The 25,340-nt window shown below is 38.1% G+C and carries 29 protein-coding genes; 10 read left to right on the top strand and 19 right to left on the bottom strand.

Annotated features, from left to right (window positions below; genetic code table 11):
* Positions 1-30 precede the first annotated feature (30 nt).
* Together cbpB and G8761_RS03115 are read right to left on the bottom strand one after the other, a co-directional pair.
* On the bottom strand, positions 31-483 hold the full coding sequence (gene cbpB, locus G8761_RS03120) for a cyclic-di-AMP-binding protein CbpB (protein WP_166023572.1): 453 nt from the start codon (positions 481-483) through the stop codon (positions 31-33).
* Between the two features lie 501 nt (positions 484-984).
* Positions 985-1,221 carry a YkuJ family protein gene (locus tag G8761_RS03115; protein ID WP_027323203.1) on the bottom strand — a complete coding sequence of 79 codons (237 nt, stop codon included), beginning with the start codon at positions 1,219-1,221 and terminating at the stop codon, positions 985-987.
* A 177-nt stretch (positions 1,222-1,398) separates the two neighbouring features.
* Here G8761_RS03115 and G8761_RS03110 point away from each other — a divergent pair, with 177 nt between their 5' ends.
* Complete coding sequence (locus tag G8761_RS03110; RefSeq protein ID WP_243449880.1) at positions 1,399-2,376, top strand: MBL fold metallo-hydrolase; 978 nt, start codon at positions 1,399-1,401, stop codon at positions 2,374-2,376.
* A 16-nt stretch (positions 2,377-2,392) separates the two neighbouring features.
* Here G8761_RS03110 and G8761_RS03105 read toward each other — a convergent pair whose 3' ends face one another.
* The 3 genes from G8761_RS03105 to G8761_RS03095 form a co-directional block, all read right to left on the bottom strand.
* On the bottom strand, positions 2,393-2,821 hold the full coding sequence (locus G8761_RS03105; protein ID WP_166023570.1) for a DUF3993 domain-containing protein: 429 nt from the start codon (positions 2,819-2,821) through the stop codon (positions 2,393-2,395).
* 297 nt (positions 2,822-3,118) lie between these two features.
* Positions 3,119-3,352, bottom strand: coding sequence for a hypothetical protein (locus tag G8761_RS03100; RefSeq protein WP_166023568.1), 234 nt, complete (start codon positions 3,350-3,352; stop codon positions 3,119-3,121).
* Between the two features lie 64 nt (positions 3,353-3,416).
* Complete coding sequence (locus tag G8761_RS03095) at positions 3,417-4,631, bottom strand: EAL domain-containing protein (protein ID WP_166023566.1); 1,215 nt, start codon at positions 4,629-4,631, stop codon at positions 3,417-3,419.
* Positions 4,632-4,768: 137 nt separating this feature from the next.
* On the opposite strand from G8761_RS03095, the gene G8761_RS03090 reads away from it, so the two are divergent.
* On the top strand, positions 4,769-5,572 hold the full coding sequence (locus tag G8761_RS03090) for a C39 family peptidase (protein ID WP_166023564.1): 804 nt from the start codon (positions 4,769-4,771) through the stop codon (positions 5,570-5,572).
* A gap of 128 nt (positions 5,573-5,700) precedes the next feature.
* On the opposite strand, the gene fadH is transcribed toward G8761_RS03090, so the two are convergent.
* Both fadH and G8761_RS03080 read right to left on the bottom strand, forming a co-directional pair.
* Positions 5,701-6,465 (bottom strand): 2,4-dienoyl-CoA reductase, encoded by a 765-nt coding sequence (gene fadH, locus G8761_RS03085; RefSeq protein WP_166023562.1) that lies wholly within the window; start codon positions 6,463-6,465, stop codon positions 5,701-5,703.
* A gap of 130 nt (positions 6,466-6,595) precedes the next feature.
* The gene (locus tag G8761_RS03080; protein WP_243449879.1) at positions 6,596-8,695 is read right to left on the bottom strand and encodes an EAL domain-containing protein; all 2,100 of its coding nucleotides are present in this window, start codon (positions 8,693-8,695) and stop codon (positions 6,596-6,598) included.
* A gap of 261 nt (positions 8,696-8,956) precedes the next feature.
* Here G8761_RS03080 and G8761_RS26795 point away from each other — a divergent pair, with 261 nt between their 5' ends.
* Complete coding sequence (locus G8761_RS26795; RefSeq protein ID WP_207789074.1) at positions 8,957-9,217, top strand: hypothetical protein; 261 nt, start codon at positions 8,957-8,959, stop codon at positions 9,215-9,217.
* A 231-nt stretch (positions 9,218-9,448) separates the two neighbouring features.
* Positions 9,449-9,928 (top strand): YkyB family protein, encoded by a 480-nt coding sequence (locus G8761_RS03070; RefSeq protein WP_166023560.1) that lies wholly within the window; start codon positions 9,449-9,451, stop codon positions 9,926-9,928.
* An 82-nt stretch (positions 9,929-10,010) separates the two neighbouring features.
* On the opposite strand, the gene G8761_RS03065 is transcribed toward G8761_RS03070, so the two are convergent.
* Positions 10,011-10,913, bottom strand: a complete 903-nt coding sequence (locus G8761_RS03065) for a chemotaxis protein (RefSeq protein ID WP_166023558.1) — start codon at positions 10,911-10,913, stop codon at positions 10,011-10,013.
* A gap of 296 nt (positions 10,914-11,209) precedes the next feature.
* On the opposite strand from G8761_RS03065, the gene G8761_RS03060 reads away from it, so the two are divergent.
* Positions 11,210-11,410, top strand: coding sequence for a hypothetical protein (locus G8761_RS03060; protein ID WP_166023556.1), 201 nt, complete (start codon positions 11,210-11,212; stop codon positions 11,408-11,410).
* 174 nt (positions 11,411-11,584) lie between these two features.
* Positions 11,585-12,742: an aminotransferase A gene (locus G8761_RS03055; protein ID WP_166023554.1), complete on the top strand. Its 1,158-nt coding sequence runs from the start codon at positions 11,585-11,587 to the stop codon at positions 12,740-12,742.
* Between the two features lie 65 nt (positions 12,743-12,807).
* On the opposite strand, the gene G8761_RS03050 is transcribed toward G8761_RS03055, so the two are convergent.
* From G8761_RS03050 to G8761_RS03015, 8 genes are all read right to left on the bottom strand, one after another.
* Positions 12,808-12,984, bottom strand: coding sequence for a hypothetical protein (locus G8761_RS03050; protein WP_166023552.1), 177 nt, complete (start codon positions 12,982-12,984; stop codon positions 12,808-12,810).
* A 115-nt stretch (positions 12,985-13,099) separates the two neighbouring features.
* Positions 13,100-13,996 carry an NAD(P)-dependent oxidoreductase gene (locus G8761_RS03045; RefSeq protein WP_207789084.1) on the bottom strand — a complete coding sequence of 299 codons (897 nt, stop codon included), beginning with the start codon at positions 13,994-13,996 and terminating at the stop codon, positions 13,100-13,102.
* Between the two features lie 190 nt (positions 13,997-14,186).
* Complete coding sequence (locus G8761_RS03040; protein ID WP_166023548.1) at positions 14,187-14,972, bottom strand: SDR family oxidoreductase; 786 nt, start codon at positions 14,970-14,972, stop codon at positions 14,187-14,189.
* A 563-nt stretch (positions 14,973-15,535) separates the two neighbouring features.
* A complete protein-coding gene (gene ptsP, locus G8761_RS03035) occupies positions 15,536-17,251 on the bottom strand; it encodes a phosphoenolpyruvate--protein phosphotransferase (protein WP_166023546.1) in 1,716 nt (571 codons plus the stop codon).
* Positions 17,251-17,514 (bottom strand): phosphocarrier protein HPr, encoded by a 264-nt coding sequence (locus G8761_RS03030; RefSeq protein WP_166023544.1) that lies wholly within the window; start codon positions 17,512-17,514, stop codon positions 17,251-17,253. Before G8761_RS03030 ends, ptsP begins: the two co-directional genes overlap by 1 nt.
* A gap of 140 nt (positions 17,515-17,654) precedes the next feature.
* A complete protein-coding gene (locus tag G8761_RS03025) occupies positions 17,655-18,401 on the bottom strand; it encodes an SDR family oxidoreductase (protein ID WP_166023542.1) in 747 nt (248 codons plus the stop codon).
* Positions 18,402-18,511: 110 nt separating this feature from the next.
* A complete protein-coding gene (locus G8761_RS03020; protein WP_166023540.1) occupies positions 18,512-18,709 on the bottom strand; it encodes an aspartyl-phosphate phosphatase Spo0E family protein in 198 nt (65 codons plus the stop codon).
* A 95-nt stretch (positions 18,710-18,804) separates the two neighbouring features.
* Complete coding sequence (locus tag G8761_RS03015) at positions 18,805-18,999, bottom strand: hypothetical protein (protein ID WP_166023538.1); 195 nt, start codon at positions 18,997-18,999, stop codon at positions 18,805-18,807.
* A 211-nt stretch (positions 19,000-19,210) separates the two neighbouring features.
* Between G8761_RS03015 and G8761_RS03010 the strand changes: the two genes are divergently transcribed.
* Positions 19,211-19,399, top strand: a complete 189-nt coding sequence (locus G8761_RS03010; RefSeq protein ID WP_166023536.1) for a YkvS family protein — start codon at positions 19,211-19,213, stop codon at positions 19,397-19,399.
* 21 nt (positions 19,400-19,420) lie between these two features.
* Here the strand turns inward: G8761_RS03010 and G8761_RS03005 are convergent, their stop codons facing one another.
* Both G8761_RS03005 and G8761_RS26960 read right to left on the bottom strand, forming a co-directional pair.
* Positions 19,421-20,092 (bottom strand): NAD(P)H-binding protein, encoded by a 672-nt coding sequence (locus G8761_RS03005; protein ID WP_166023534.1) that lies wholly within the window; start codon positions 20,090-20,092, stop codon positions 19,421-19,423.
* Between the two features lie 90 nt (positions 20,093-20,182).
* Complete coding sequence (locus G8761_RS26960) at positions 20,183-20,305, bottom strand: DUF6254 family protein (protein WP_243449878.1); 123 nt, start codon at positions 20,303-20,305, stop codon at positions 20,183-20,185.
* 167 nt (positions 20,306-20,472) lie between these two features.
* On the opposite strand from G8761_RS26960, the gene G8761_RS03000 reads away from it, so the two are divergent.
* Together G8761_RS03000 and G8761_RS02995 are read left to right on the top strand one after the other, a co-directional pair.
* On the top strand, positions 20,473-21,084 hold the full coding sequence (locus G8761_RS03000) for a CPBP family intramembrane glutamic endopeptidase (RefSeq protein WP_166023532.1): 612 nt from the start codon (positions 20,473-20,475) through the stop codon (positions 21,082-21,084).
* Between the two features lie 81 nt (positions 21,085-21,165).
* Positions 21,166-21,831, top strand: coding sequence for a hypothetical protein (locus G8761_RS02995; protein WP_166023530.1), 666 nt, complete (start codon positions 21,166-21,168; stop codon positions 21,829-21,831).
* A gap of 52 nt (positions 21,832-21,883) precedes the next feature.
* Here the strand turns inward: G8761_RS02995 and G8761_RS02990 are convergent, their stop codons facing one another.
* The gene (locus G8761_RS02990) at positions 21,884-22,924 is read right to left on the bottom strand and encodes a GerAB/ArcD/ProY family transporter (RefSeq protein ID WP_166023528.1); all 1,041 of its coding nucleotides are present in this window, start codon (positions 22,922-22,924) and stop codon (positions 21,884-21,886) included.
* A gap of 201 nt (positions 22,925-23,125) precedes the next feature.
* On the opposite strand from G8761_RS02990, the gene G8761_RS02985 reads away from it, so the two are divergent.
* The gene (locus G8761_RS02985) at positions 23,126-25,282 is read left to right on the top strand and encodes an ATP-dependent Clp protease ATP-binding subunit (RefSeq protein WP_166023527.1); all 2,157 of its coding nucleotides are present in this window, start codon (positions 23,126-23,128) and stop codon (positions 25,280-25,282) included.
* The last annotated feature ends 58 nt before the right edge of the window (positions 25,283-25,340 follow it).

The following is a 25,340-nucleotide window of genomic DNA, read 5'->3' as shown; positions in this document are numbered from 1 at the left end:
CTTGATTTAAAATGGCTCCCTAAAGGGAGCCTAAGCTTCATGTTTATTTACTTTTCTGATATGCCTATTTAATTGGTTTAGGACTGTGCTTCTTGGAAGAATCCCCTCAAAATATCCTTCTTCATTTTCCACACAGAGAAACGGATGATTAATCAATAATTCAAGGCATTCTTTTATCGATGCAGTAAGTTTAACCCGCTTTACGCTTGTGTTCATAATTTCCTCTACCCGTTTTTCTTCTAGCTTCTCAAATTCAATTCTCTCAAGACCAAGAATCGAGTCCATAATTAAAGGAGTGCTGATCAATCCATGAAGTTTATAATGCGGATCCAAAACGGGAATTGCAGTATAACCACTCTTTGTTAAAACCAATAAAGCATGTTCAAGATTGTTGCCGAGTTGCACATGCGCAACACGTTCTGAAGGAATAATCAGAGCTTGAAGACTAACCTCCAAAAATTCCCCACTATGAAGACTTATCATCACCGAAAACTCCTCAATGTTTGTTTTACCACATATATATTCTAACACAGTTTCCGGGGTACTGTCCTAATTAAGATTATATTAACCCTTGCTTGTTTCAATATTTTTTAAAGTCATATGGCAATTTGGACATTCATAAATGACATTTTGGTTTGACTGGGCCGTAAGGACATTTTTTAACTCCGAAGTCTTCTGGCATTTGGGACAAATGACTATTGGCATCATTTTTATTCACCTCTTTAAGTTAGAATGCCAAACTCCCCGCTCGTACATTCAATTAAAAGAGGGAGCAAAGTAACCCATTGAGTAACATCATAGTAATTACCTAATAAATAGTAATCATGCCGTTTTGCTAGTAACTAAGCCGTAAGCTACTCAAATAAGCCGCAAGGATGAAAACCCTTTGGGAGTAGGAGCAGGACTTCAAAAGTGGAGGCACCCTTCCGTTTCCGTTAATCCTGAGAGTAAAAAGCAAAAAAAATAAGGAACCATAATGGCTCCTTATTGAATTAAGTCAAAGATTTCAATTGTGATCATATCGATATTATCAAATTGATAGCGTTTTGGCTTTTCTTTTTCGCTGTATACTTCCAATTCAAACGTTTCAGTTTTAGGATGGAATGTTACCTGGCATTTTCTTTCACCCTCAACCTCGAAATAACGCTGAGCAGGTTCTCCAGAACTAGCTTGTTCCTGAAGGTTTTTTAATCGTGTTAATATTCCTTGAAGTTGTGACAATGCTCTCTCTCCTTTCACACAAAAAAGCGTATACCCATAGGTTTCGCATTTGGCATGTTTCTATCCTGATGAATTATTTTCAGAATATTTAAATCGAATTCTTTACATCCCAATATTAACAGCATAAAATAATGACAGGTATTTGTCCAAGTAAAAATAAATAAAAGGAGGATTTTTTTGAAAAAAACTATTTTTATGGCAGAAAATATATACTTGATTGATGACTTTGATTTAGGGCTGCCTCAAAGAACTGGTAGTTATGTATTGGCTGAAGAAGAGCTAACAATTATTGAAACCTGTACCAGCCGGTCCATCCCCTATATTCTTGAAGGACTAAAAGAGCTTGGGAAAAGCCCGGAAGAGGTCAAACATATTATTGTTACTCATATCCATCTGGACCATGCAGGCGGAGCAGGACTATTGTTAAGTTATTGTCCAAATGCAAAGATTATTGTTCATCCAAAAGGAGCCCGACATTTAGCAAACCCAGAAAAGCTAATTGCTGGCGCAAAAGCTGTATATGGCGAAAGATTTGATGAGCTTTTCCATCCTGTTCTTCCCGTTCCTGAAGAAAAAATTCTGATTAAAGACCATGGTGATACACTTCAAATTGGCCAAGATTCCATCCTTTCTTTTTTCGACACTCCCGGCCATGCCAATCATCATATGAGCATTTATGATGAAAAGAGAAAATTAATTTTCACCGGAGATACTGCAGGCGTATCCTATCCTCAGCTGAATAAATATGGAGCTGAATTATTTCTTCCTTCTACTTCCCCAAATCAGTTTGATCCTATTAAGATGCTCGATTCGATTGGATTATATGAGGGAATGGAAGTGGAGTCAATCTTTTTTGGACATTTTGGTGCCACCAGCAATCCAGAAGAAGTTTATCGTCAAATCCGGTATTGGCTTCCAATTTTTCTTAATGAAACTCAGAAAGTATTTTCATCAATGGCAGACCCTAAAAAAGGAGCATTGCAGCTCAAGAATTCCCTTTATACTCTTATATCCGAATCTTTAAGGGAGATACGCATTCCTAGTAATGATGATTTTTTTACTATCCTTAATTTAGATTTATCCGTATCCTCAATGGGACTAATTGAATACTTCTCCAAACTGGAGATTAAAAAACAAAAAGAAACCGCCCTCTGAGCGGTTTCTTTTTGTTTTATAGGGATTCTTTAATAACTTCTTCAGGAATTTCATCATCAAGATACTTTGAAACCTTCCAAACTCCCGAGAAGTTTTCAAGCAGTATGCCTTCATAATGGCTTTTATATCCTACTGGCCCCTCATTACTTTCAGGGAAATATTCAAAAACATAAATTTTATCAGGTTTAATGACCACACGGGTATCATTTGAATATTGGTAAAAGGGAATATAATATTTCGCGAAATCAGAAGCGTATGTAAGATACTTACCATTTGTCTCTTTTAAATTTTCCTTAAAAAACGCCTTTTGGTATTCTTCTGAAAAATAAGGACTTAAAATCCCATCAACTTCTTCTTTTGTCCTCTCTTTTTCACTTAAAGCAGCCTGTGCCTTAAATGCTTCTTTCAGAAAGCTAAAAACTTCTCCACGGTCTTTTAATTCCATATTGGCATGGGGGTTTTGAGGGGATATCGGTATAAACAGACAAGCAAAAATTAATAATAGCAGGAATTTTTTCAATTTTCTATCCTCTCTTTCTGGACAAGCCGTTATTCTTTCATTTTATCAATATTTTTGCTAATGTTTTCTATACTTCGTTCGTAAAATAACCTCACAATTAGACATAATTTTCGTTATATTTTTAATACCCACTTCCTTGTCCTTTTAACCTTATAAATGGAAAAAACTTAAAAACTTCCCTTTTTACATTAACAACAAAAAAATAGGCCTCTTAAAAGAGACCTAACGGGACCAGCCAAAGAATATAAAAACAATGATCAGCAAAAGCAAAGCGAAGAAAATCCCATAGGATAAAAAAACAGGATTAATGAGATATACGTGGCGCTTAACTGGCTTAGCAAGCTCTGTATCAAGTCCATTCCCCGCCGTATTATGCCGTCTAGCCAGGACCCAGGTGTAAATAAGCGAAACGGCCAAAATTCCTATAACAGCAACGGAAAGAAACATTAAACTCATGGGTTATCCCCCTTAAATTCGTTTAATTTTAACCTTCCTCCCGTTCGATTTTTATATTCAGCTATCAAAGGATGAGATTGGAGTCAAATAGAAAATGATGGGAAATATCAATAAACAGAAATTCCTGGGAGCTGACCGGATAAGAAAAAGTCCTTACGGGTTCACCTGTTTCAATATCACTATACAGGTCTGACAAAATCCCTTTATTTTCATTTCTCATCTTGATTATATTTTCAAGAAAATACGGTCTCCAGCTCCAATTTTTATGAAGATATTCAGACTGAACAACCCACCCGCTTTCAGGGTTTTTAAAGTAGTTTGCAGAAAGTTGAAAACCATCTTCATCACATACGTACATTCTGAATGCTGCAGGGTCCATTTCACGCTTTATTTGTAAAAACAAGTCCTCGTAGGATGGTTTCTTTTGTTTAACAACAATTGACTGAACCTTATGATGAAAAGATTCGGCAGCCGAGTAAATAGCCTGAATTTTTTTCTTTTCTGAAAGAATAAATCCATGAAATTCCTGCTTCAATCTCTCCTTTAGCATAAAAGGTGAAACTAACTTAGGGGCTGGGTGTGATAAATAAAATCCCTGATAATATCTGCCGCCATTTTTCCATGCGAACTGAAGCTGATAATCCATTTCAATATTTTCAAATAAAAGCTCTGCACCAATTTTTCTTGCCAGCAGCGACAAAGTAAACATTATGTCCTGGAAAGAGGCTGATGTACCGGTTAATCTTAACGCAGCCAAATTGACCTTTAAGATATCAGGTTCCAATAAACCTAAAAGGTCAACAGTACTCTTTTCAAATTCTTTTTTTGATACCGCAATTTGAATGCCGTATGTACGGTAATAACTAAGCAAATGAACAACCTGCTGTATATCCCCGGAATAGCTGTCGTATTCAATTTCAAGAACAAACTTGTTTAATGGTAAGCCCTTTTTCTCCAATGCCAGAAGCTGTTCCAAAAACGGTTCACCATCTTGATACATCAATTGGTCTACTGACCGATTAATAAATAATTTTTGTCCGGGTTCGAACTGTGATGCGATTAAGGACGCTCTTTCAAGTAAAAGCTGATCCACCTCAAATTTATATTCCTCTGGAATTTCCTTGTCATTAAAAAAAGGACCCAAACTGTTTATTTGTTCCCCTTGGATATATCGTCCTAAAATCTCATAACCAATAATGATTTGTTCATCTGCACTAAGAATTGGCTGATAGTAAGGTACGACTTTATCCAAATTTGTAAGGATGTCCAAAGCATCCATGGCCGGTACCTCCACTCGTAAAATATGTTTAATTATAACATATTTACCTCGATTTCATTCCTTTCCAATAACAAGGCTTTATATTTCTGACACTATAACAAAACATAAGGATAGACCTGTTTGAAAGGGGAGTTTCTTTGAAAAGGTACCTGTTGGCTCTACTGTTTCCAATTTTAATCGGCTGCAGCGAACCCCAAGAGGATAGCACTAAAAGTACACCCGAAATAAAAACGAGTCACCCTTCTTCCCCAACTCAAAAGAGTGAGAAGAAAACTTCTGCTCCTTTTAAAGCTGCAGAAGTCCAGCAATCTCCGGCACCGGGACCTAGTAAGGAGCCAGTCAAAGGCAGACAATTGCTCAATGTTATCCAAATCAACCAGAACCCGGAACTAAAGTATGGCTGTGAAATAACTAGTTTGGCCATGATGCTTTCATATGCAGGAGTCAAAACCAATAAAATGGAATTGTTTCAGGTGGTAAAAAAAGACTCCGACCCTCTTGTTAGGTCACGTAATGGTGATATTTTACGCTGGGGTAACCCACACGATGGTTTCGTTGGGGATATGACTGGAAAAAGGGCTGGATATGCAGTGTTTGATAAACCTATTGAAAACATTGTCAACCAATACCTTCCAGGCAGAGCTGTTAATTTAACAGGCTGCCCTTTTGAAGAAGTTTTGGCTCATGTTTCCACGGGACGTCCTGTTGTTGTATGGACTACCGGTGACTTTCGCTTGCCGGACCGATGGGAATCCTGGTATCACGGTCAGCAATTAATTCGGACGCCACTAGACCTGCATGCCGTTCTTCTAGTTGGATATGACAGCCAGTCTGTTTATTTAAACGATCCGCTTTCTGGTAAAAAACAAGTACGTGTAAATAAGAGCCAATTTATCAATTCGTGGCATGCATTAAAATCAAGAGCTGTTTCTTATAAATAAAGAAAGCTCGGCAAATGCCTAGTGGTAAATGACGAAGCCCTCCTTGTCGTGAGTTGAGAATTTATGGATATAAATTTTGATTAACTAAAAAGGGCTGACTCTAGAAATGAGTCAGCCCTTTTTAGAAGTTAGAACGGATGCTGATTCAGCCATTGCCCACCGTCCATTGTGATACACTCGCCATTTATATATGCAGCTGCATCTCTAAAAAGAAAGTGAGCAAGCTCCGCAATTTCTTCAGGCTTGCCAAGCCTGCCAAGAGGAACGCTGTTAAGTGTCCGTTTTGCAGCCTCTTCAGATTCCCAAAGTTTATCAGCACCGCCTGTTCTTTCAATGGGCCCTGGTGCTATAGCATTTACTCGGATGCCATACTTTTTGCCCCACTCTACAGCCAGTGTTCTTGTTATGGATAAAACTCCTGCTTTTGCAGCGGCAGAATGAATAACTCCAGCACCAGCACCCCAGGCATATGTAGCTACCATATTGATAATACTGCCCTTTATCCCCTTTTCAATCCAATACTTTCCAACCTCACTGCTGCAATAAAAAGTCCCGTTTAATACAATATTTATCACCGAATTCCAGCCATTTGCACTTAATTTCTCAGCTGGGCAAATAAAATTTCCCGCTGCATTATTAACGAGATGATCAATTGATCCAAAGTGTTCATCTGTTTCTTTAACCATTCTTTTTACATCTTCAATTTCCCTAACGTCCATTTGGATGGTGAGCACCTGGCCCGCTTCTGTTTCTATTTCCTTTTTAGCTTCTTCAAGTCTTTCAGCTGACCTTCCTGTAATGGCAACTTTTGCCCCCGCCTCGGAGAACTTTTTTGCCATATACTTTCCCATTCCATTGGAACCGCCAGTAACAATAACTACCTTTCCCTTCATACAAATCCCCCTTTAAGTGAATGATTGTTCATTTATATTGTACCACTTAAAATATGAATATTCTAAATTTTATATTCTATCATTATAAATAAAGTCCCTATCCAGAAGACTAGGGACCGACTTGGCAATTTTATTTTTTTTTCAAAAACTTGCTTTCCACTTCATATTCAGGAAGTGGTTTTCCATAATAATAGCCTTGTACTTTATGGCAATTAGCATTAATTAAAAAATCAGCCTGTTGTTTTGTTTCCACCCCTTCAGCAATAACTTCCATTCCAAGGCTTTGGCCCAAGTGGATGATCGTGGAGGTAATAGCTGCGTTCTTTTCATTTATTAAAATATCCCTTACAAAAGATTGGTCTATTTTAAGAACATCAATCGGGGATTCCTTTAAATAATTTAGTGAAGAATAGCCAGTTCCAAAATCATCAATTGAGATAGTTACGCCCATTTCTCTCAGCCTTTTTAAAATAGGAATTGTTTCTTTTGTATCTCTCATGGCTCCTTCAGTAATTTCTATTTCAAGTGATGAAGGGTGTAAACGATATTTTTCGAGTCTGGCTTGTATACTCTTTGTAAAGGAAGGCTGCTGAAATTGTTTAGGAGAGATATTAACAGCAACACGGATATCCTTGTATCCCTTATCATTCCATTCTCTAATTTGTCTGCAGGCAGTTTCAATTACCCAATGGCCAATAGGAACAATAAGTCCGGTATCTTCAGCAAGAGGGATAAAGTCTCCAGGCGGAATATTCCCCAATTCAGGGCTGTTCCAGCGAAGCAGCGCTTCAAAGCTTTTTGTTTCCTGTGTTCTTAAATCAAATTGTGGCTGAAAATAAAGCTTTAATTCTTCCCGATCAATTGCTTTACGCAAATTGGTTTCAAGGTTAACAATATTCGTCATAACTGCATTCATTTCAGAGCGATAAAACTGATAATGCGCCTTTCCCTTCCTCTTTACACGGTACAAGGCTTCATCAGCATTTTTTATAAGAGTTTCAGCATCCCTTCCATCGTTTGGATAAATACTTATCCCAATACTCGGTGATATATAATACTCATTTGAATTAAGATAAAAGGAATCTGTGAACTGAGAAAGAATTTTTTGTGCAAAGAGCGCCGTTCCCTTCCGGTTAGTCTTTGTCAGCAAAAAATTAAATTCATCACCGCCCTGGCGATAAATTCTGCAATTCTGATTTTGTATATCGATAAGACGGCCGGCAACCTTTTTTAGTATTTCATCACCAGCCAAGTGGCCCAATGAATCATTAAGTAATTTAAATCGGTCAAGATCAATTGAAATCAAGGCAAATTCATTCCGTTGCTTCTTACAGTATTGAATTTCTTCATTTAGATGTTCTAACAGCGCCCTCCTATTTAATAATCCTGTTAATTGATCATGAAAGGCCATAAATTTTATAGTTTCCGCATTTCTCGCCTGCTCGGTAACGTCTCTCCCGATCACATAGAGACCTTTTACCTCCTCATCAATAACTATTGGCACCGTTTTCAAGCTCATGGTTAGTAAAAAGCCCTTTCGATGTATAAGCCTGCAGTCCATTGTTTCAAGGGCATATCCTGCCTCAGCTTTCACTAAAAGATCCCTAAACGTGCTGATATCTGGGTCCGCGATAAAGTCATAAAAGGAGCGGTAAGCTATTTGTTTTTCTGTAAATCCTGTAAGCTTTGAAGCAGCGGGATTTGAATAAAGAATCTGTCCATCAAGACTTAGAGAAAAAATGGCATCCATATTATTCTCCACTATTGACCTAAAACGCTGTTCACTTTCAACCAGTTCCTGCTTCTCTTTGACTGTCTCGGTCACATCCCTGGTAACGGCTATTATGTATCTTACTTCTTGGTCGTCTATTATAGGAGTAAGAATTGTTTCTCCAAAATAAATATCGCCTGTATCGGGAAAAAACTCACTTGAAAATGCCAATGTCTTTTTTTCCTTTAACACCTCATTATAATGCGGCAGCAGAAGATGAGCATGATGTAAGGGAAGTGCCTCCTGTATTGTCATCCCAATTACATTTGCTGAGAGTCCTGCATTACGCAGACCAGCCTCATTTACAAATATATATGTAAAACCGGAAGAATGTGCTTTCATTATAAAAACCATGTCCTGAATATGCTGAAATATTATATCAAATATGATTGATTTCATTTTTTCATAGCTAGAGTTCTTTTGGTTTTCCGTTGCCAGGAGACTTATTAGATTGTTCATCATAACCTCCAAAGATTTAAAATAAGAGCAGCAAAATATATTAAAATATAAATTCTTTCATTCATTTTACCTCGGACGGTACAAAATAAAAATAATTTTTTAGAAAAACTTGGTATTCGCCAAGTCTTTTCGGCAAGGAAAATAGTAAAATTTTATCATCCCTGCAGCTAGCTCACCCAATCCTGATATAGACAGGCTCAATCAATAGCTTATTCCATAAAATAGTGGGAGAAGAAAAATAAAATGAGGAGGTACTAGCAGATGAACCCTTATTACTTGCCGCCTGCCTATTACCGCAACCAGGAAGATACAAGATTTTTTCCCTTTTTTCCATTCGTAGCAGGATTGGCAACAGGAGGACTACTTGCCTTGCCATTTCTTTATAACAGGCCTTTTTATCCACCTATATACCCGGCCTACCCTGGCTATCCTGGATTCGGAATGTACGGCGGATTTATGCCAGGTACATTTCCATATGGCGGTGCAATACCCGGGGCAGTTCCATATGGCGGAGCAATCTAAGGTGCTGTATCCTATGCACCCCCAATTAATGTGGCATCCCAACAATATATCGTTCAATAAAAGCAGCAAAGCAGGCCGATTCTGGCCTGTTTTATTTTTTGTGGATTCAGTCCGCCTTTAATATAATAGACTTCAATGAGAGCTTAATAAAACCTCTTCTTACTTTAATTTCTATTTTTGAGAGTTACGAGTTATAATAGACCTTATTCAATGAAAATGAAAGGAGTTATAATGTTGGCACACCAAGGCAATACTCCCCCATCAAAATTAAATTTAACTGTAGAAAACCTCTCCCAGGCTATCTATGTCGTCAACAGACATGCTAAAACAGCTCCCAATCCAAAATCCTTATATCATTTAAAAAAAGAAGCTCTTAACAAATTGATTGGTGAAGGCAAGGCTAAAAAAGTGGGTCTTCATTTCTCAGAGAATCCGGGAAATAGCCAACAGCGATCGGATGTGCTTGTGGAATGCGGAAATTACACGTTTCATATTCCTCCAGTAAAAAGCGACTTTACTGATCTGCCTCATTTAGGAAAATTGGACGGGCTTTCCAGGAACCCGAAATCTTCCCTCTCTCTGCCAATGGCAAAAAGCCTGTTACAGTCTTATACAGGAATATCAAGCCAAGAGCCGGAAAGCCGGAGGGCGCATAATCACACAAAAGCCTTCCAAAAACCTATATTTAAAAAACTTGGGGAAAGATATTAATATTTTTTAAAAAATCCATAATAAAAAAGCCGGTTTTCCGGCTTTTTTTTGCTTTTGCTTTTAAATTTTTACTTTTGTTTTTTTATAAAATATGTTTATCAATAGCAAGAATCAACTTCGAAATTTCCGGCTTGCTGATCTGTTCTTCTGCTCCGACCATTTTACCTTTATGGAGAAGATCCTCTGTGATTAGTGAAGAAAAAATAATGACCGGGAGTTTAGCCATCCGGGAGTCTTCTTTAACCTTTTTAGTAAAATGATGCCCGTCCATTTTAGGCATTTCCACGTCAGTAATGATTAATTGAACTTCTTCCGTTATGTTTCTGCCTTCTGCTGCAAGGCTATCTAGGTAATCAAAAGCATCGGCACCGTTTTCAAAAAACTCCACATTCTGATATCCGGCTTCTGATAAGGTATCATGCAGCAATTTCCTCAATAAGGGTGAGTCCTCAGCAACAAGTAATTTCTTATCTGACCGATTTCTTGGTCCCAGCTTCTTTACTTCCTTCACATTAATTCCGGAGTCAGGGTTAATTTCCACAATAATCTTCTCGAAATCCAGAAGGAGACACATTTCTCCATTTATTTTGACCACACCTACTATTTGTCCATCATTATACATTTCAGATGGTTTTTCGATATCCTGCCAGGAAATGCGGTGAATTTGGGAGACATTGTGAACTTGAAAAACAATCTTCTGCTTATTAAATTCTGTCAGAATGAATTTTTCAAGCAGCGGATTTGGCGGAGGTCCCTGAAAACCAAGAGCCTTAGCTACATCAATTACCGGAAGAACCTCTCCCCACATTTCTATAATCCCTTCAATATGTGGATGAGAGTGAGGAATTGTAACGACCTTAACCGGATTTATAATCTCCTTAACCTTTATCACATTGATGCCGTATTTATTGGGCCCGATATGAAACTCGACGATTTCGAGTTCGTTGGTGCCACTTTCCAGCAAAATTCCTTTACCTATTTCCATTGCTGTTACTCCTTTAGTCTATGTAAATAATTAGATGCTTCACCGAGAAAAGCAGCCTGTTACCATATACTATACCATGAGAATTAACCTTGCTCACTTCATTTTTTGTATGATTTAAACAAATAAGAGTTTCGTTCATAACTGATGAGATTAAAATCCCATCAGTTATTTAGCCCTTAGGGTTTAAATATCTAACTTTTTGTGAACATTCTCACAAACCATGGACCTGATGCTTTTATAGGTTTACAATAAAACTGTAAATAAGAGTAAGAAAATAAAAAAAGAGGTGCAGTGATATGAAAGGAACGGCTATTCTTTTTCAGGAGGATACAGTTACCTTTATTGAAAATGTTGATCATTCCATTTTTGAGGAAATTAAAGAACAGTGCGGCTGCAGTCATTGCAATTGCAGACTGGAAAATAAATTAGTAGATTTTGGATCAGTCTCTCCTGTCTTCTGGCATGAAGATGAAGTTGACTGGGATTATGGCTACTAAAAAATAAAAGCCTTACAAATGATTAATTCAATCCTAAAAAAATAAATCACTCCCCTTCCCCCTAAAAACAGCATGGATTTCCTGTGCTGTTTTTAATTTACATGCTTCTTTCCACTCTTTGAGAAAAAAATGATAAAATGAGGTTACGATAAATGGGAAGGATGAATTAGTGACGTGGAACACTTGATTAATGAGAGAGTTAAAAATATAGAAATTTCAGGTATTCGCAAGTTTTTTAATATGGTTTCAAACACAGAGGATATGATATCTTTAACGATTGGCCAGCCTGACTTTCCTACCCCGGAGCATGTAAAAAACGCAGGGGTGAAAGCTATAGAGGATAATTTCACCTCGTACACCCATAATGCCGGGATGCTGGAATTAAGAGCTTCAGCAGCCAATTTTGTGAAGCAAAAATATGGCCTGGATTACAATCCAGCTTCCGAAGTTATTGTTACAACAGGAGCAAGTGAAGCAATTGATATTGCTCTCCGAACTATTTTGACCGAAGGGTCTGAGGTTATCCTGCCAGGACCTGTTTATCCGGGTTACGAGCCAATTATTCGCCTATGTGGAGGAATTCCAGTACACGCAGACATTAGGAAGAATCATTTTCGTTTTACTGCAGAAGTAATTGAAAGCTATCTGACAGATAACACACGATGTGTCGTTCTTCCTTATCCCTCCAATCCTACTGGGGTAAGCCTATCATATGATGAACTCGAGAAGATTGCTGCTCTGCTTAAGGATAAGGAAGTTTTTATTCTTGCAGATGAAATATACAGCGAGCTAGTTTATGGAAATAAACATTATTCCATTGCTTCATTTTTACGCGAGAAGACAATCGTTATTAACGGTTTATCGAAATCCCACTCTATGACTGGCTGGAGAATTGGGCTTTTATATGCACCAGAATACCTTTCAAAGCATATTTTAAAGGTTCATCAATATAACGTAACCTGTGCTGCTTCTGTATCCCAAGTGGCTGCTTTGGAAGCTTTGACAACTGGTATAAATGATGCCATTCCAATGAGAAATGAATATGAGAAAAGAAGAGACTATGTCCATAAGCGGTTAACTGAAACAGGTCTCGAGACAGTGAAGCCGGATGGAGCGTTTTATTTCTTTGTAAAAATCCCTGAATTTATTTCAATGAACTCCTTTGATTTTGCCCTTGACTTAGTAAAGGAAGAAAAAGTGGCAGTTGTTCCAGGAAGTGCTTTTTCCAGCCTCGGTGAAGGATATTTCAGACTTTCTTTCGCATGTTCTATGAGTACCCTTGAAAAAGGTCTAAATCGGATTGAAAATTACTTTAACAAACAGAAAAATTAAAGATATCTTCGTTTACTGGAAATAAAAATTAAAGGGTGCCCATTCTTAAACGGGCACCCTGTTTTTTAGCCTTTATATTCACCATTATTTTTAGGCGCTTTTTCTTTTTTAGCTTTATCCTTATGAATTTTATTTGTTGCCGCTGCTCCTGTTTCATGCGCAAACTCAGCATTTAAAACTGCGGAATCAAAGCCCTTCTTATTTTTCTGCTGTGGGTCATTCTTCTTTGTTCTTTTTGCCATGTTTTAATCTCCCTTCTGAAATATCGTAAATAGTATCATTTCTTCGGGGAATATTTATTCATCTAAAAATTAACAGTAAAAAGACCTGTCCGAATCGGACAGATCCCTCTTATTCTTACTCTTTCCAATATTTATAAAGGGCTTGGGTACCGCTTTCGGATTCTCCGCTTTCAGCCAATTGCTCATACATAGACTTTGCCAGTGACAGTCCAGGAAAGTCTACTTCCATCTTTTCGGCTTCATCCAATGCAATTTTCATATCCTTAATAAAGTGCTTTATATAAAATCCTGGTTCAAAATCACCCTTCAGCATTCTTGGAGCTAAATTGCTCAGAGAAAAGCTTCCAGCTGCTCCTGTAGAAATGCTTTTGAGGACGGTTTCCGGGTCCAGACCCGCTTTTTTAGCATAAACAAGTGCCTCAGAAACACCAATCATATTCGTTGCAATGGCAATTTGATTACACATTTTTGTATGCTGTCCTGAACCTGCCGGCCCTTGATAGACGATGTTAGTCCCCAGCTTTTCCAACAGAGGCCTTACCTCATCAAATGACTCCTTATCCCCTCCGGCCATAATAGCGAGACGGGCTTCCCTAGCCCCAATATCTCCTCCGGAAACGGGTGCATCAATGGCATAAATGCCTCTCTTTAAGGCTTCCTCATAAATCCTTTTCGCCAATGAAGGCGTTGAGGTGGTCATATCAATTATGTAGCTGTTTTCTTTAGCATTGGAAACCAATCCGTCTTCTCCCAAATAAACTTCTTCCACATCATATGGGTAGCCAACTATTGTAAATATTACATTTGCCTTTTTGGCAGCTTCCTTGGGAGAATCAGCCCATTGTGCCCCTTTTTTAAGAAGCTCTTCTGCTTTTTCTTTTGTACGGTTATAGACGATAAGAGGAAAGCCTGCTTCAAGCAAATGTCCGGCCATGCTTTTCCCCATCACTCCAGTTCCAATAAAAGCAATAACAGTATTTTCAGGTGTTAACACAAAAATCCCATCCCTCATCTTTTTATTCCATTTTAACACTTTGAACCTAATAGGCAGAAACTTTAAATAAAAAAAGCCCGGAACAGAAGTCCCGGACAAAGTGCTAATCTCCAATTTATGCACTTTACTATTCTAACCTCATCATGGTGTTTTAATCCAATATTAAGCCTTAAAAAGTTTTATATTTTTAAGGAAAAAACATGTCATATTAAATAGATTTAACCATACCGCCATCTACGAGGAAAGAACTGCCTGTCATATAGGAATTTGCATCCGAGACTAAAAAAGAAGCAACCTTTGCAAACTCTTCTGGCTCGCCATATCTTTTAAGAGGAATCGTTTCCTTCACCCGACTTTCCACTTCTTCTCTTTCAATACCAATTTTGTCTGCATTAACCTGATCAAGATGTTTTACTCTGTCTGTAGCTATTCTTCCTGGTGCAATTGTATTAACGAGAATATTATAAGAAGCAAATTCCTGTGCGAGAGTCTTGGTTAAACCGACTATCCCGGTTCTGAATGTATTAGATAAAATAAGGCCAGGAATAGGTTCCTTAATGGAAGAGGAAGCAATATTAAGGATCTTTCCACCCTGTTGCTTCAGATGAGGCAGAGCCTCCCTTATCATCCTAATATAGGACAGCAAATTGAGCTCGAAGGAATTCTGCCAGTCATCATCCGTCATTGTTTCGAATGATCCTGCAGGAGGACCGCCTGCATTATTAACAAGAATGTCAATCCGCCCAAATGTCTCAGCTGTCTTAGCAACAAGCTGCTGAATATCCTCTTTCTTAGTAATATCAGTTGTTTGATAGGATACCTTACCACTGCCAATCGACTCCAGCTGAACTGCCTTTTCCCTTAATTTCTCTTCTACACGTCCGGAAAGCATGACATTTGCTCCCTCTTTTAAAAGCTGCTCTGCAATGGCCAGCCCCAAACCCTGACTTGAGGCAGCAATTAAAGCTGTCTTTCCCTTAAGATTGAAATCCATATGTATCCTCCTTTATCAAATGTTATCTCTATTATACAGAAGCCATCAAAATAACGCCTTTTTTTAAACCTTTCCCTACATATATTTTTCCCGTCAATCAACAACCTCCTTTAAAGCTTTATATAGAGAAAACTGACTTTGGCAAAACTTTAAGGGTTTGGTTGTAAATTTGATTAGACTTTAGAAAAACTTGGCTTTCCCCAAGGTGGAAGCCCAAGTTTGGCTTATCACGCTAAAATCGAAAAGCACAGCTTTTTCTTCATGCGAAACCAAGCTGAGAAAGTTTTCCTTGTCTTAGAGCCTTTTTCCTGACTAGGACATCCTAGGAAAATCAGATGCTTTTCATCGTACGAAGTAATATCTTAGGAAGCCTTCCTTTTCCTGTCAATCGTGCGTTTATAGTTATAAATTCTTGTTAACACAAAAAAGGACCGGCTGTTTTCACAGCCGGCCAAAATTGGGGGAAAATGAGAATGATTAGCATACACTTAGTCATTTCAAAGTGCTTACTTATCTTTACCCCTATAAACATCCTTCAAACATTTTTTAATGTTACAAAATCATTACATTTGTGTTGCTTTTTTTACAGCGTTTATTACTTCTTCAGTTGTTCTCATATTAAGAACTTCTTTTGCTAACTTTTCCATTTGGGCTTTTCCAAGCTTGCTGATTTGTGAGCGTGCTTTAAGAATAGAAGTTGCACTCATGGAGAACTCATCAAGTCCAAGTCCAAGAAGCAAAGGAATTGCTGTTTCATCCCCAGCCATTTCCCCACACATGCCAGCCCATTTTCCTTCAGCATGCGCAGCATCAATGACCATTTTTACAAGCCTTAGAATTGAAGGGCTGTATGGCTGATACAAATAAGAAACACGCTCGTTCATACGGTCAGCTGCCATTGTGTATTGAATAAGATCGTTTGTACCGATACTGAAGAAATCAACTTCCTTTGCAAACTGGTCAGCAAGAACTGCTGTTGAAGGAATTTCAACCATGATTCCTAGCTCAATTTTTTCTGAAACCTGTTGGCCCTCAGATTCAAGCTTAGTTCTTTCTTCGTCGAGGATTGCTTTAGCAGCACGGAACTCATCAAGAGTTGCAATCATAGGGAACATAATTTTCAGGTTTCCATAAATGCTTGCTCTTAATAATGCTCTAAGCTGGGTACGGAAAATAGATTGTTCTTCAAGACAAAGACGAATTGCCCTAAAACCAAGGAAGGGGTTTAACTCCTTAGGCAGGTTTAAATAAGGCAATTCCTTATCTCCACCGATATCTAGAGTACGAACAACAACAGGCTTTCCTTCCATTCCTTCAAGAACAGCTTTATATGCCTCAAATTGTTCTTCTTCCGTTGGCATCTGGTCACGTCCCATATAGAGGAACTCAGTTCTGTACAGACCAACTCCCTCTCCGCCATTTTCAACTACACCCTTCAAGTCCTTTGGTGTACCGATATTGGCAGCAAGCTCAACGTGGTGGCCGTCAGAAGAAACAGTTTTCTCATTGACAAGCTTGGCCCACTCTGCTTTTTGGGCCTCATATTGGTCATTTACACGCCGATACTCTTCCACAGCTTCAGGAGTAGGATTAATATGAACCTCTCCTTTAAGGCCATCAACAATTACTAAGTCGCCATTTTGAATATCTTCAGTTGCCGTTTTTGTACCAACAACCGCAGGAATCTCCATTGAACGTGCCATAATTGCTGAATGTGATGTACGTCCGCCGATATCTGTAGTAAAACCTTTAACAAAGTTACGGTTTAATTGAGCAGTATCAGATGGGGTTAAATCTTCTGCAATAATAATAACTTCTTCAGCTATCATGCTTGGATTAACAATATGAACACCAAGAAGATGGGAAAGGACACGCTTAGTGACATCACGGATATCAGCTGCCCTTTCTTTCATATACTCATTGTCCATTTGTTCGAACATCGTAATAAACATGTCAGCTGTTTCTTTTAGTGCATGCTCTGCGTTAACATTTTCAGATTTAATTTTATCTTCAATTGGAGTTACAAGCTCAGGGTCGCTCAGAACTAGAAGATGTGCCTCAAAAATAGCTGCTTTATCAGCGCCAAGATCCACCATTGCACGATCACGAATTTGTGAAAGTTCATCTTTTGATTTCTCAAGAGCTGCATGGAAACGTCCGGCCTCTTCTTCGGTATTTTCGACTGTCTTCTTTTCAAAAGACAAATCTGGTTCTACCAGTTTGTAAGCCTTGGCAATAGCTATGCCATTAGAGGCAGCAATTCCTTGTAAAAAAGTCATTACTCTGCCAAACCTTCTTTTTTCAAAGTTTCTTCAAGAGTTCTTAAGGCCTCTTCTGCATCACTGCCTTCAGCGCTGATAGTAATATCTGCACCCTGGCCAACACCTAGAGACATTACTCCCATAATTGATTTAAGGTTTACTTTTTTGCCTTTATATTCTAAATGAATTTCGGAATCAAATTTACTTGCTGTCTGTACTAAAAGAGTAGCAGGTCTTGCATGGATTCCAGTTTCGGCTGTTACTTTAAATTGTTTTTCCATTCTAATCAAACTCCTTTATTATAATGAATGAAATATAATCTACTGCATAAATTGATGCTTGCTTCATTAACTTATACAATTTCATCTTTTTAGTCAACTAAACCAGCAATAGATTAAAAATTAAATAAAGTGAAAGGGCTTTATAATTCTTCGTAGATCATTTTCCTTGTCATCCCGCCATCCAGGACAATATTTTCTGCCGTTATAAAATCATTTTTCGGGTCGGTCAAAAATAAACAGCATCTTGCAACATCCTCTGGTTTTCCCACTCTTCCCGATAGATGCTGTTCATGGTCTAAACGAGATAATTCATCGTACTTTTCAGTCTGGATCCAACCCGGGCTTATACTATTAACAAGTATTTTATCTGGTCCAAGTGTTCTTGCCAAAGCATGCGTCAGAGCTATAATCCCTCCCTTTGAAGCAGAATATGCTTCAGTATTTGGCTCGGACATAAAGGCACGGGTGGAGGCTATATTTATAATATGACCTCCGGTTTCCTTCATATATTTCGCCGCCTCTTTTGAACATAAAAATACGCTTTTAAGATTAGTATTAATAATCTCATCCCATTGAGGAGAAGTCAGTTCCATGAAAGGAATGAACTTTGAGATACCAGCATTATTAATTAATATATCAATTTTCTCAAATTTCTCTGCAGCGGTTTGAAAAAGGGCCTTTATATTTTCTTCATCTTTTACATCTGTTTTAATAAATACCGCCCCGCTACCATCTGCTTTTAGTTCCTCTTCTGCTTGTCTTCCTCTTTCTTCATCAACATCCGCAATGATTACATTGGCTCCCTGCTTAGAATACATCTCTGCCACTGCTCTTCCAATACCGTGGGCAGCGCCTGTAACTATTACTGTTTTGTTTTTATATACCATACGTCTGACCCTCCCTTGCAACTGATTTATCCTTTTAAATTTCCCCAAAAAAAGGTCTTTCAAAACAAAAAAGACGCATCGCCTGTTTGGAATACGTCTTTGAAATATTATTAATGGTTAAATCCATAATCATAATTTGTATTAATGGCAAATTGTTGATGAAGATTTAAAAGGTTATCAAGTTCCTCACTTTTTTTCACTGTTTCACAACTTGTAAAACCTGTACAGAAGGCAGCTAGAATCATTTCTTCCCTTTTCTGCTCTATCTCATGAATAAGGTACTTATAACTATCAAACCGTTTCACCATTCACCCCTCCTTTGCCTCATGACTATTTTACTATATCATCGATTAATTAACAATATATTAGGAATAATTCATATTAACTCTTTATTAGCTTAAACCTAGCTTCTTGGAGTTTCCAAATAAACATATAAAACATCTCCTCCGCGCTGGGCAATTCCGCGAAAATGCTTAAAATCGTTCCTTTTCACAATCACCTGCCGAAATGGCAAAAAGTCATCCTTTTTCACAAAATACTCCGACAACTCACCTGAAGCCAGCCGGTCAAGTACTTCGTTTACGAATTGTTCAGTCATATGGATTCCCCCTATCTTCCTATTAATACTATTGTAAAATTTTTTTTAGGTAAAGCTAACAAATAAAATATATAAGAAAAAGAATTTTCAGATTAATTACTAACAAATTATTAAAATTGTCACACAAAAGCCTTTACGAACGAAAAAAAGTAGTGCAAACTGTAACTTATAAAAGATAAATACGCTTCCAGGGGAAAGGAGAAAGAATAAAATGAAAAAAGCTGAAGTGGGAAATATTATAGAATTTCGTGAAGGCCTTCAGGGAGTTGTGGAAAAGGTAAATGAAAACTCGGTAATTGTAGATTTAACATATATGGATAATTACAGGGATTTGGAGCTTGAACAAAGAACTGTTATCAATCACAAAAATTATAGAATTATTAAAGAAAAAGCCAATTAATCTATTAAACAGGAGCAGCCATTAGGACTGCTCCTGTTTTTGTAAGCGGTTCATTTCGTCTGATTCATAAATAAATATGCCTTTTTCTCCTTTGATTGCTTTTTCGGCCATAAACTTCGCAACCTGTTCTGCCTTTACTGGAGCATATTTTTTTAGGTTGCCCCTAAAGAGAAAGGGAAGGCGAATGGAAAGCACTTCTGCTGTTTTTTCCCCCAGCCTGAATTCTTTCCTGTTCCCAAGCAGCAGCGAAGGTCTAAAAATATAAACCCCGTTAAATGGAAAAGATTTTACCCTTTCTTCCATTTCCCCTTTAACCCGGTTATAAAAGAAACTGGAGTTACGGCTTGCTCCCATTGCAGAAACAATTAAAAACTGCTCTGCTTCCTCTTCAGCCGCCAATTTAGCAGCTAAAATCGGAAAATCCAAATCGACTTTTTTAAATGCTTCTTTGGAACCCGCATTTTTCATTGTTGTACCAAGACAGCAAAAAACATCTGAAACGTTAAAAACTTCCCTTACATCTTCCATTTGCGATAAATCCAAAATATATGTATCTAGTTTAGGATGCTTTTTCAGCACCTCACTTCTGCTAATAATACGTACCCTTTCATACTTATTATTCTCAAGAATATCATCAAGCAAATATCCTCCCACTAGGCCTGTTGCACCCAGGATTAATGCCGTCCTCCCCATTAGGTTTCACTCCTTTTTGTTTATCATAACATTTCTTGGAACCCTTACCCCGACAAAGTAAGATTGACGGGGCTTAGGGAATATTACGATTTAGCGATTTGTTTTACCTGGATCCTTTGATAATTCATTAAAGGATTTTACTTTACCATGCGGTTTCTGGTCCTGTTTGCGTACAGTCCATTCCCGTTCTTCTTCACTTTTAGATTTACTCATATTAAATCCTCCTTTCATAACAATAGCTTTTTCCATCATATTTGGTTTTATCCTTGAAAGCATAAATGCATTTAGGGATGGAGGAACGCGATAATACAAAAAGCTTTGGCTTGCTTCTCTTTTTTGATAAAATGATTTTTGTGTTTCTTAGAGGAGGATTACAATTAATGAAAGCAACAAAAAGTTTTTGGCTCCTGTTAGTAGGATTTTTTATAGCTCACTTCCTTATATATTTTTCTTTTCAGGACAAGTCGGTCTTTTGGTATATTTTCACAGCATCGTACTTACTTTTGATTACCTTTACGATCCTTCTGCAAGAAGTAGATGATGAAACTAGGTTAATACCCTATCTTTTTTATGGAATAATTTCAGGACTTTTTCTTTATGGTCTTTTTTGGACTGGTTTTCAGGCCATGCAGTGGATCTATCCTCCCGTGTACTCATCAGTTAATACACTGTACAACTTGTTCTCTCCCTATCAGTACTGGCATTACTTTGCCCTGTTTTTAATTGCAGTTCCAGGGGAAGAGATTTTCTGGCGCGGCTTTGTCCAAAAAAGGGTCAGTAAATACTTTGGTAAATTTCAAAGTGTTGCGGCAGCTTCTATATTATATGCATCTGTCCATATTTACTCCGGTCAATGGATATTGATCCTTGCAGCATTTCTATCAGGTCTAGTATGGGGACTCCTTTACATATGGAAACGAAGTATGCCTCTTGTTATTATCTCTCACCTTGTTTTCGATGCAATGGTTTTTGTTCTTTATCCACTTGAATAAAACCTTTTAAACAAGTCTTGTAACTTTTTACTTCCTCTTTTCGACAAATATAACATATAGGCAACACAAGGAGGAGTACAAATGAAATGGAATAGGCTAATGGCATCTGTTGGAATTGCTTCTATCATACTAGCTGGATGTGGAACAGCAGAAAAATCAGCCAGCAATAACAGAAGCAAGGAACATTCACAAAGCAAACAGACCGCTAACGCAGATCAGCAGGATACATCCGCCAAGCCTGAGGAAAAAAGGGATGACACCCAGCAGCAGAATTCTATGGTACGTTTAATGGAAACGAACCTGCAATATGAGTTAAACGGTGCAAAAAAAGAAAACACAGCATTTCTAAAGAAGTCCGGGAACAATTCATATTCACTATATGTGCTGCCTGAATATGAACTATCATCAGAAGAACCAAATCGTGATATTCTTTTTCTTAAGTCGGACGACTCTATTTTTATGCGTATTGAAACCCTTTCTCCTGATTTCGATAGCAAAATGGTAAAGGAAAATATGAAGTCAGAGCTTGCTTCCATTAATCCTGATGTAAAAGAAGTTCAGCCACCGGCAGAAGGTTTATTCCAGAATGCGATCGGATTGGAAACATCTAAGGATAATGATGTCGTTACTTCCTATCTTATTAATAATAAAGACCTAAAGGTCAAATTAAGCATTTATACTAAAAAAGACGCTGACCACAAGGATGCTTTTACCGAAATGGCCAAAACCATGGCTGCTGAACAATAATAAAAGGATGTGCAAAAGCCCCGGAAAACCGAGGCTTTTTTAATAATCCTGATTATCTGGCAGGATAAGGCTTCATCCATAATAGTATGATAAATATAAGACTCACGTAGCCAAACAGAGGATAAAGGAAAGAAAGCAATGTACCGTAATTAACCAGGCTAATAAAATATGAGACAACAAAGATAGCCGAGACAGTGATAAGAGTTGGAATGTCAAAATGTTTTTTCAGCTGCCTTTCAAGGCCATATATATTACCAATTACGGATGTAAAAATTTCTCCATAAACGACCAGAATAAATATCCAATATAATTGAGACGCTGCACCTTTCATCATAATGGCCATAGGAATTTCATACGATGTAAGCCGTGGAAGCATAATTAGAGTAAAATGGCTTGAAACCAGGATAAGAGTAAGCGCTGCTCCCCCTAGAATCCCCCCCCATTTTATTGCCCATTCATCCTTAATATCTGCTGCAATCGGCACCAAAACAGCCTGAGCCAAACCTAAATTAAATGCTGTATACGAAAAAGGAGCGACAACAGATTTCCAGCCATCATCTGCATGCGGAATAACGAACAGCTGATCAATAAAATTTGATTTACCAACTGAAAAAAACATCAGCATGACACTAAAAGAAATCATTATAGGTACAACAAAAGAATTAACAGCAAAAAGTCCTTTTGTTCCGACCATCATGGTCAGCAAGGATAATATGATGGTAACCATAATACCCAAATTCTTGGAGAATCCCAGCTGTTCCTCAAAAACTGCCCCTGCTCCTGACAGCATTACTGCAGTTACTCCCAAAAGCATAATCCCCATAATTATATTGATGGCGCTGCCAGCCCACCTGCCAAATAAATATTCATTTAATTCCTGATAGGACTTTGCCCCTATCCTTAATGACATCACCATTAATTTTGAACCCATATATACAAGTATATAGCCACTCACTAAAATACTAATAAATCCCACCAGCCCAAATCGCGTGAAAAACTCTACAATCTCTTTTCCAGTTGCAAAGCCTGCACCTACTACTGTTCCAACATAAACAGCCGCGACTTGGAAGGCAGCTCCCCAATTTCTCTTCACATAGATTCCTCCTCCCTTCCCAATATATGTAGGTATGGACAAACAAAGACATGGCTTTTTATCTTGTTCGTGGAATAAAATACCACAGGCAAATATCTTGAAAGTCAAAAAAGGTCAGAGTATACTGGGTTCATAAAGGTCAAATATAGTCAAAGACAAAGACCTATAAAGTTAGTTTAATTTTAAGGAGGTTTTTTACTTATGCTATGTCAAATGTGTAATGAAAACCAAGCCAACCTTCACGTTAATATGATTATAAATGGTCAAAAGACCGAACTTCAGATATGTAATTCTTGTTTCTCGAAAGAAAAGAAAGCTTTCGGAGCAAATTTTGGTTCTGGCATGAGCCCGTTCTCTGGCTTCCCATTTGAGGATTTATTTAAGGGAAACAACCTGGGACAAATGGGTAACGCTAAAAAATCCCCTGCAGCACAGCAGCAGAATGGTAATGGCGGTTTCCTGGATCAATTCGGCCGGAACATAACTCACATGGCCAAAGCGGGCCTAATGGAACCTGTTATTGGCCGTGATAAAGAAGTTATGCGTGTGATTGAAGTCTTAAATAGAAGAAATAAAAATAATCCAGTTTTAATAGGAGAACCAGGTGTTGGTAAAACAGCAATAGCTGAAGGGCTGGCAGAAAAAATTGTTGCCGGAGATGTACCTGAGAAATTGAAGAAAAAAGAAGTATATCTTTTAGATGTAGCTTCATTAGTTGCAAATACAGGTATCCGCGGCCAATTCGAGGAAAGAATGAAACAACTTATCTCAGAGCTGCAAGAGCGTAAAAATATTATTCTGTTCATTGATGAAATCCATCTTCTCGTTGGTGCCGGTTCTGCTGAGGGCTCTATGGATGCAGGAAATATCCTGAAACCAGCTTTATCAAGAGGTGAGTTACAGGTTCTAGGTGCCACTACTCTTAAAGAGTACCGCAAGATTGAAAAGGACGCTGCTCTTGAACGCCGCTTCCAGCCAATTCATGTACATGAACCATCAACGGCAGATACAATTGAAATCCTAAAAGGAATTCAGTCTAAATATGAACAATATCACCAGGTAAAATATTCTGAAGAAGCAATTAAAGCTTGTGTAACACTTTCCCATCGTTACATCCAAGACCGCTTCCTCCCCGACAAGGCCATTGACCTTCTGGATGAAGCCGGTTCAAAACTTAATTTGACTGCTGATTATAAAGATAGCAAACAACTAGAACTGCGTCTTCAGGAAATCGGACAGGAAAAAGAGAAGGCTCTTAATGAAGAAAATTACGAAGCAGCTGCAAAACTACGGGATGAAGAGGCCAAAATTGAGAAACAATTAAATACTGAAAATGCCTCAGGACTTCCTGTAGTGGAGGCAGAAATGATTCAAAATCTGATTGAAGATAAAACTGGCATCCCAGTTGGTAAACTTCAGGCAGATGATCAGGTTAAATTGAAAAATCTTGAAGATAAAATGAAACATAAAGTAATCGGACAGGAAGATGCTGTAAGAAAGGTAGCGAAGGCTATTAAACGAAGCCGTGCAGGCTTGAAGCCGAAGCATCGCCCCATCGGATCCTTCCTCTTTGTAGGACCAACAGGTGTCGGTAAAACAGAGCTTACTAAAACTCTTGCAGAAGAGCTGTTCGGTACAAAGGATAGCATGATCCGCCTTGATATGAGCGAATACATGGAGAAACACAGTGTATCTAAGTTAATTGGTTCACCACCTGGATATGTTGGCCACGAGGAAGCTGGCCAGTTGACAGAAAAAGTGCGCAGAAATCCGTACAGTATTATTCTGTTGGATGAAATTGAAAAAGCGCATCCGGATGTACAGCATATGTTCCTTCAAATTCTGGAAGACGGCCGCTTAACTGACAGCCAGGGAAGAACAGTAAGCTTTAAAGACAGTGTGATAATCATGACAAGTAATGCAGGAACCTCATTTAAACCTATCCATGTAGGATTTGGCCGAAATGAAGCCATCGAAGAAGCAAGCATTCTTGATTCTCTAGGAAGCTTCTTCAAGCCAGAATTTTTAAACCGTTTCGATAGCATCATTGAGTTTAAATCTCTTGATAAGGAACATTTACTTGAGATTGTTGAACTAATGCTTGGTGATCTCCATGAAACACTTAAAGAACAAGGTTTATGCCTTGAGGTGACAGAGGGAGTGAAAGCACGTTTAGCTGAACTCGGCTACCACCCTGCCTTTGGTGCTCGTCCTCTACGCCGTGTCATCCAGGAGCAGCTTGAAGATAGGATTGCTGATTTTATTCTGGATCAGCCTGAAGCAATTGCCTTAAAAGCTGAGCTTGTAAATGATGAAATTACCTTTACTGAAAAAGCACCGGTTGAATTAAATAAATAATTAATCCCATTGACCTAACAAAGCCTTGGAACAGAATAAAAAGAGAAAGCGAAGCCGG

Origin of the sequence: Neobacillus terrae (genome assembly GCF_011393025.1) — a bacterium.
In the GTDB taxonomy this organism is placed as follows: domain Bacteria; phylum Bacillota; class Bacilli; order Bacillales; family Cytobacillaceae; genus Neobacillus_A; species Neobacillus_A terrae.
The sequence above is the reverse complement of the archived record's forward strand: the minus strand, read 5'-3'. Positions and strand labels throughout refer to the sequence as shown.

Excerpts from the sequence above, each read along its gene's own strand:
- cbpB (WP_166023572.1), bottom strand. The coding sequence starts at position 483 with ATGATAAGTCTTCATAGTGGGGAATTTTTGGAGGTTAGTCTTCAAGCT.
- G8761_RS03105 (WP_166023570.1), bottom strand. The coding sequence starts at position 2,821 with ATGGAATTAAAAGACCGTGGAGAAGTTTTTAGCTTTCTGAAAGAAGCA.
- G8761_RS03100 (WP_166023568.1), bottom strand. The coding sequence starts at position 3,352 with ATGAGTTTAATGTTTCTTTCCGTTGCTGTTATAGGAATTTTGGCCGTT.
- G8761_RS03095 (WP_166023566.1), bottom strand. The coding sequence starts at position 4,631 with ATGGATGCTTTGGACATCCTTACAAATTTGGATAAAGTCGTACCTTAC.
- fadH (WP_166023562.1), bottom strand. The coding sequence starts at position 6,465 with ATGAAGGGAAAGGTAGTTATTGTTACTGGCGGTTCCAATGGAATGGGA.
- G8761_RS03080 (WP_243449879.1), bottom strand. The coding sequence starts at position 8,695 with ATGAACAATCTAATAAGTCTCCTGGCAACGGAAAACCAAAAGAACTCT.
- G8761_RS26795 (WP_207789074.1), top strand. The coding sequence starts at position 8,957 with ATGAACCCTTATTACTTGCCGCCTGCCTATTACCGCAACCAGGAAGAT.
- G8761_RS03070 (WP_166023560.1), top strand. The coding sequence starts at position 9,449 with ATGTTGGCACACCAAGGCAATACTCCCCCATCAAAATTAAATTTAACT.
- G8761_RS03065 (WP_166023558.1), bottom strand. The coding sequence starts at position 10,913 with ATGGAAATAGGTAAAGGAATTTTGCTGGAAAGTGGCACCAACGAACTC.
- G8761_RS03060 (WP_166023556.1), top strand. The coding sequence starts at position 11,210 with ATGAAAGGAACGGCTATTCTTTTTCAGGAGGATACAGTTACCTTTATT.
- G8761_RS03050 (WP_166023552.1), bottom strand. The coding sequence starts at position 12,984 with ATGGCAAAAAGAACAAAGAAGAATGACCCACAGCAGAAAAATAAGAAG.
- G8761_RS03045 (WP_207789084.1), bottom strand. The coding sequence starts at position 13,996 with ATGAGGGATGGGATTTTTGTGTTAACACCTGAAAATACTGTTATTGCT.
- G8761_RS03040 (WP_166023548.1), bottom strand. The coding sequence starts at position 14,972 with ATGGATTTCAATCTTAAGGGAAAGACAGCTTTAATTGCTGCCTCAAGT.
- ptsP (WP_166023546.1), bottom strand. The coding sequence starts at position 17,251 with ATGACTTTTTTACAAGGAATTGCTGCCTCTAATGGCATAGCTATTGCC.
- G8761_RS03030 (WP_166023544.1), bottom strand. The coding sequence starts at position 17,514 with ATGGAAAAACAATTTAAAGTAACAGCCGAAACTGGAATCCATGCAAGA.
- G8761_RS03025 (WP_166023542.1), bottom strand. The coding sequence starts at position 18,401 with ATGGTATATAAAAACAAAACAGTAATAGTTACAGGCGCTGCCCACGGT.
- G8761_RS03020 (WP_166023540.1), bottom strand. The coding sequence starts at position 18,709 with ATGGTGAAACGGTTTGATAGTTATAAGTACCTTATTCATGAGATAGAG.
- G8761_RS03015 (WP_166023538.1), bottom strand. The coding sequence starts at position 18,999 with ATGACTGAACAATTCGTAAACGAAGTACTTGACCGGCTGGCTTCAGGT.
- G8761_RS03010 (WP_166023536.1), top strand. The coding sequence starts at position 19,211 with ATGAAAAAAGCTGAAGTGGGAAATATTATAGAATTTCGTGAAGGCCTT.
- G8761_RS03005 (WP_166023534.1), bottom strand. The coding sequence starts at position 20,092 with ATGGGGAGGACGGCATTAATCCTGGGTGCAACAGGCCTAGTGGGAGGA.
- G8761_RS26960 (WP_243449878.1), bottom strand. The coding sequence starts at position 20,305 with ATGAGTAAATCTAAAAGTGAAGAAGAACGGGAATGGACTGTACGCAAA.
- G8761_RS03000 (WP_166023532.1), top strand. The coding sequence starts at position 20,473 with ATGAAAGCAACAAAAAGTTTTTGGCTCCTGTTAGTAGGATTTTTTATA.
- G8761_RS02995 (WP_166023530.1), top strand. The coding sequence starts at position 21,166 with ATGAAATGGAATAGGCTAATGGCATCTGTTGGAATTGCTTCTATCATA.
- G8761_RS02985 (WP_166023527.1), top strand. The coding sequence starts at position 23,126 with ATGCTATGTCAAATGTGTAATGAAAACCAAGCCAACCTTCACGTTAAT.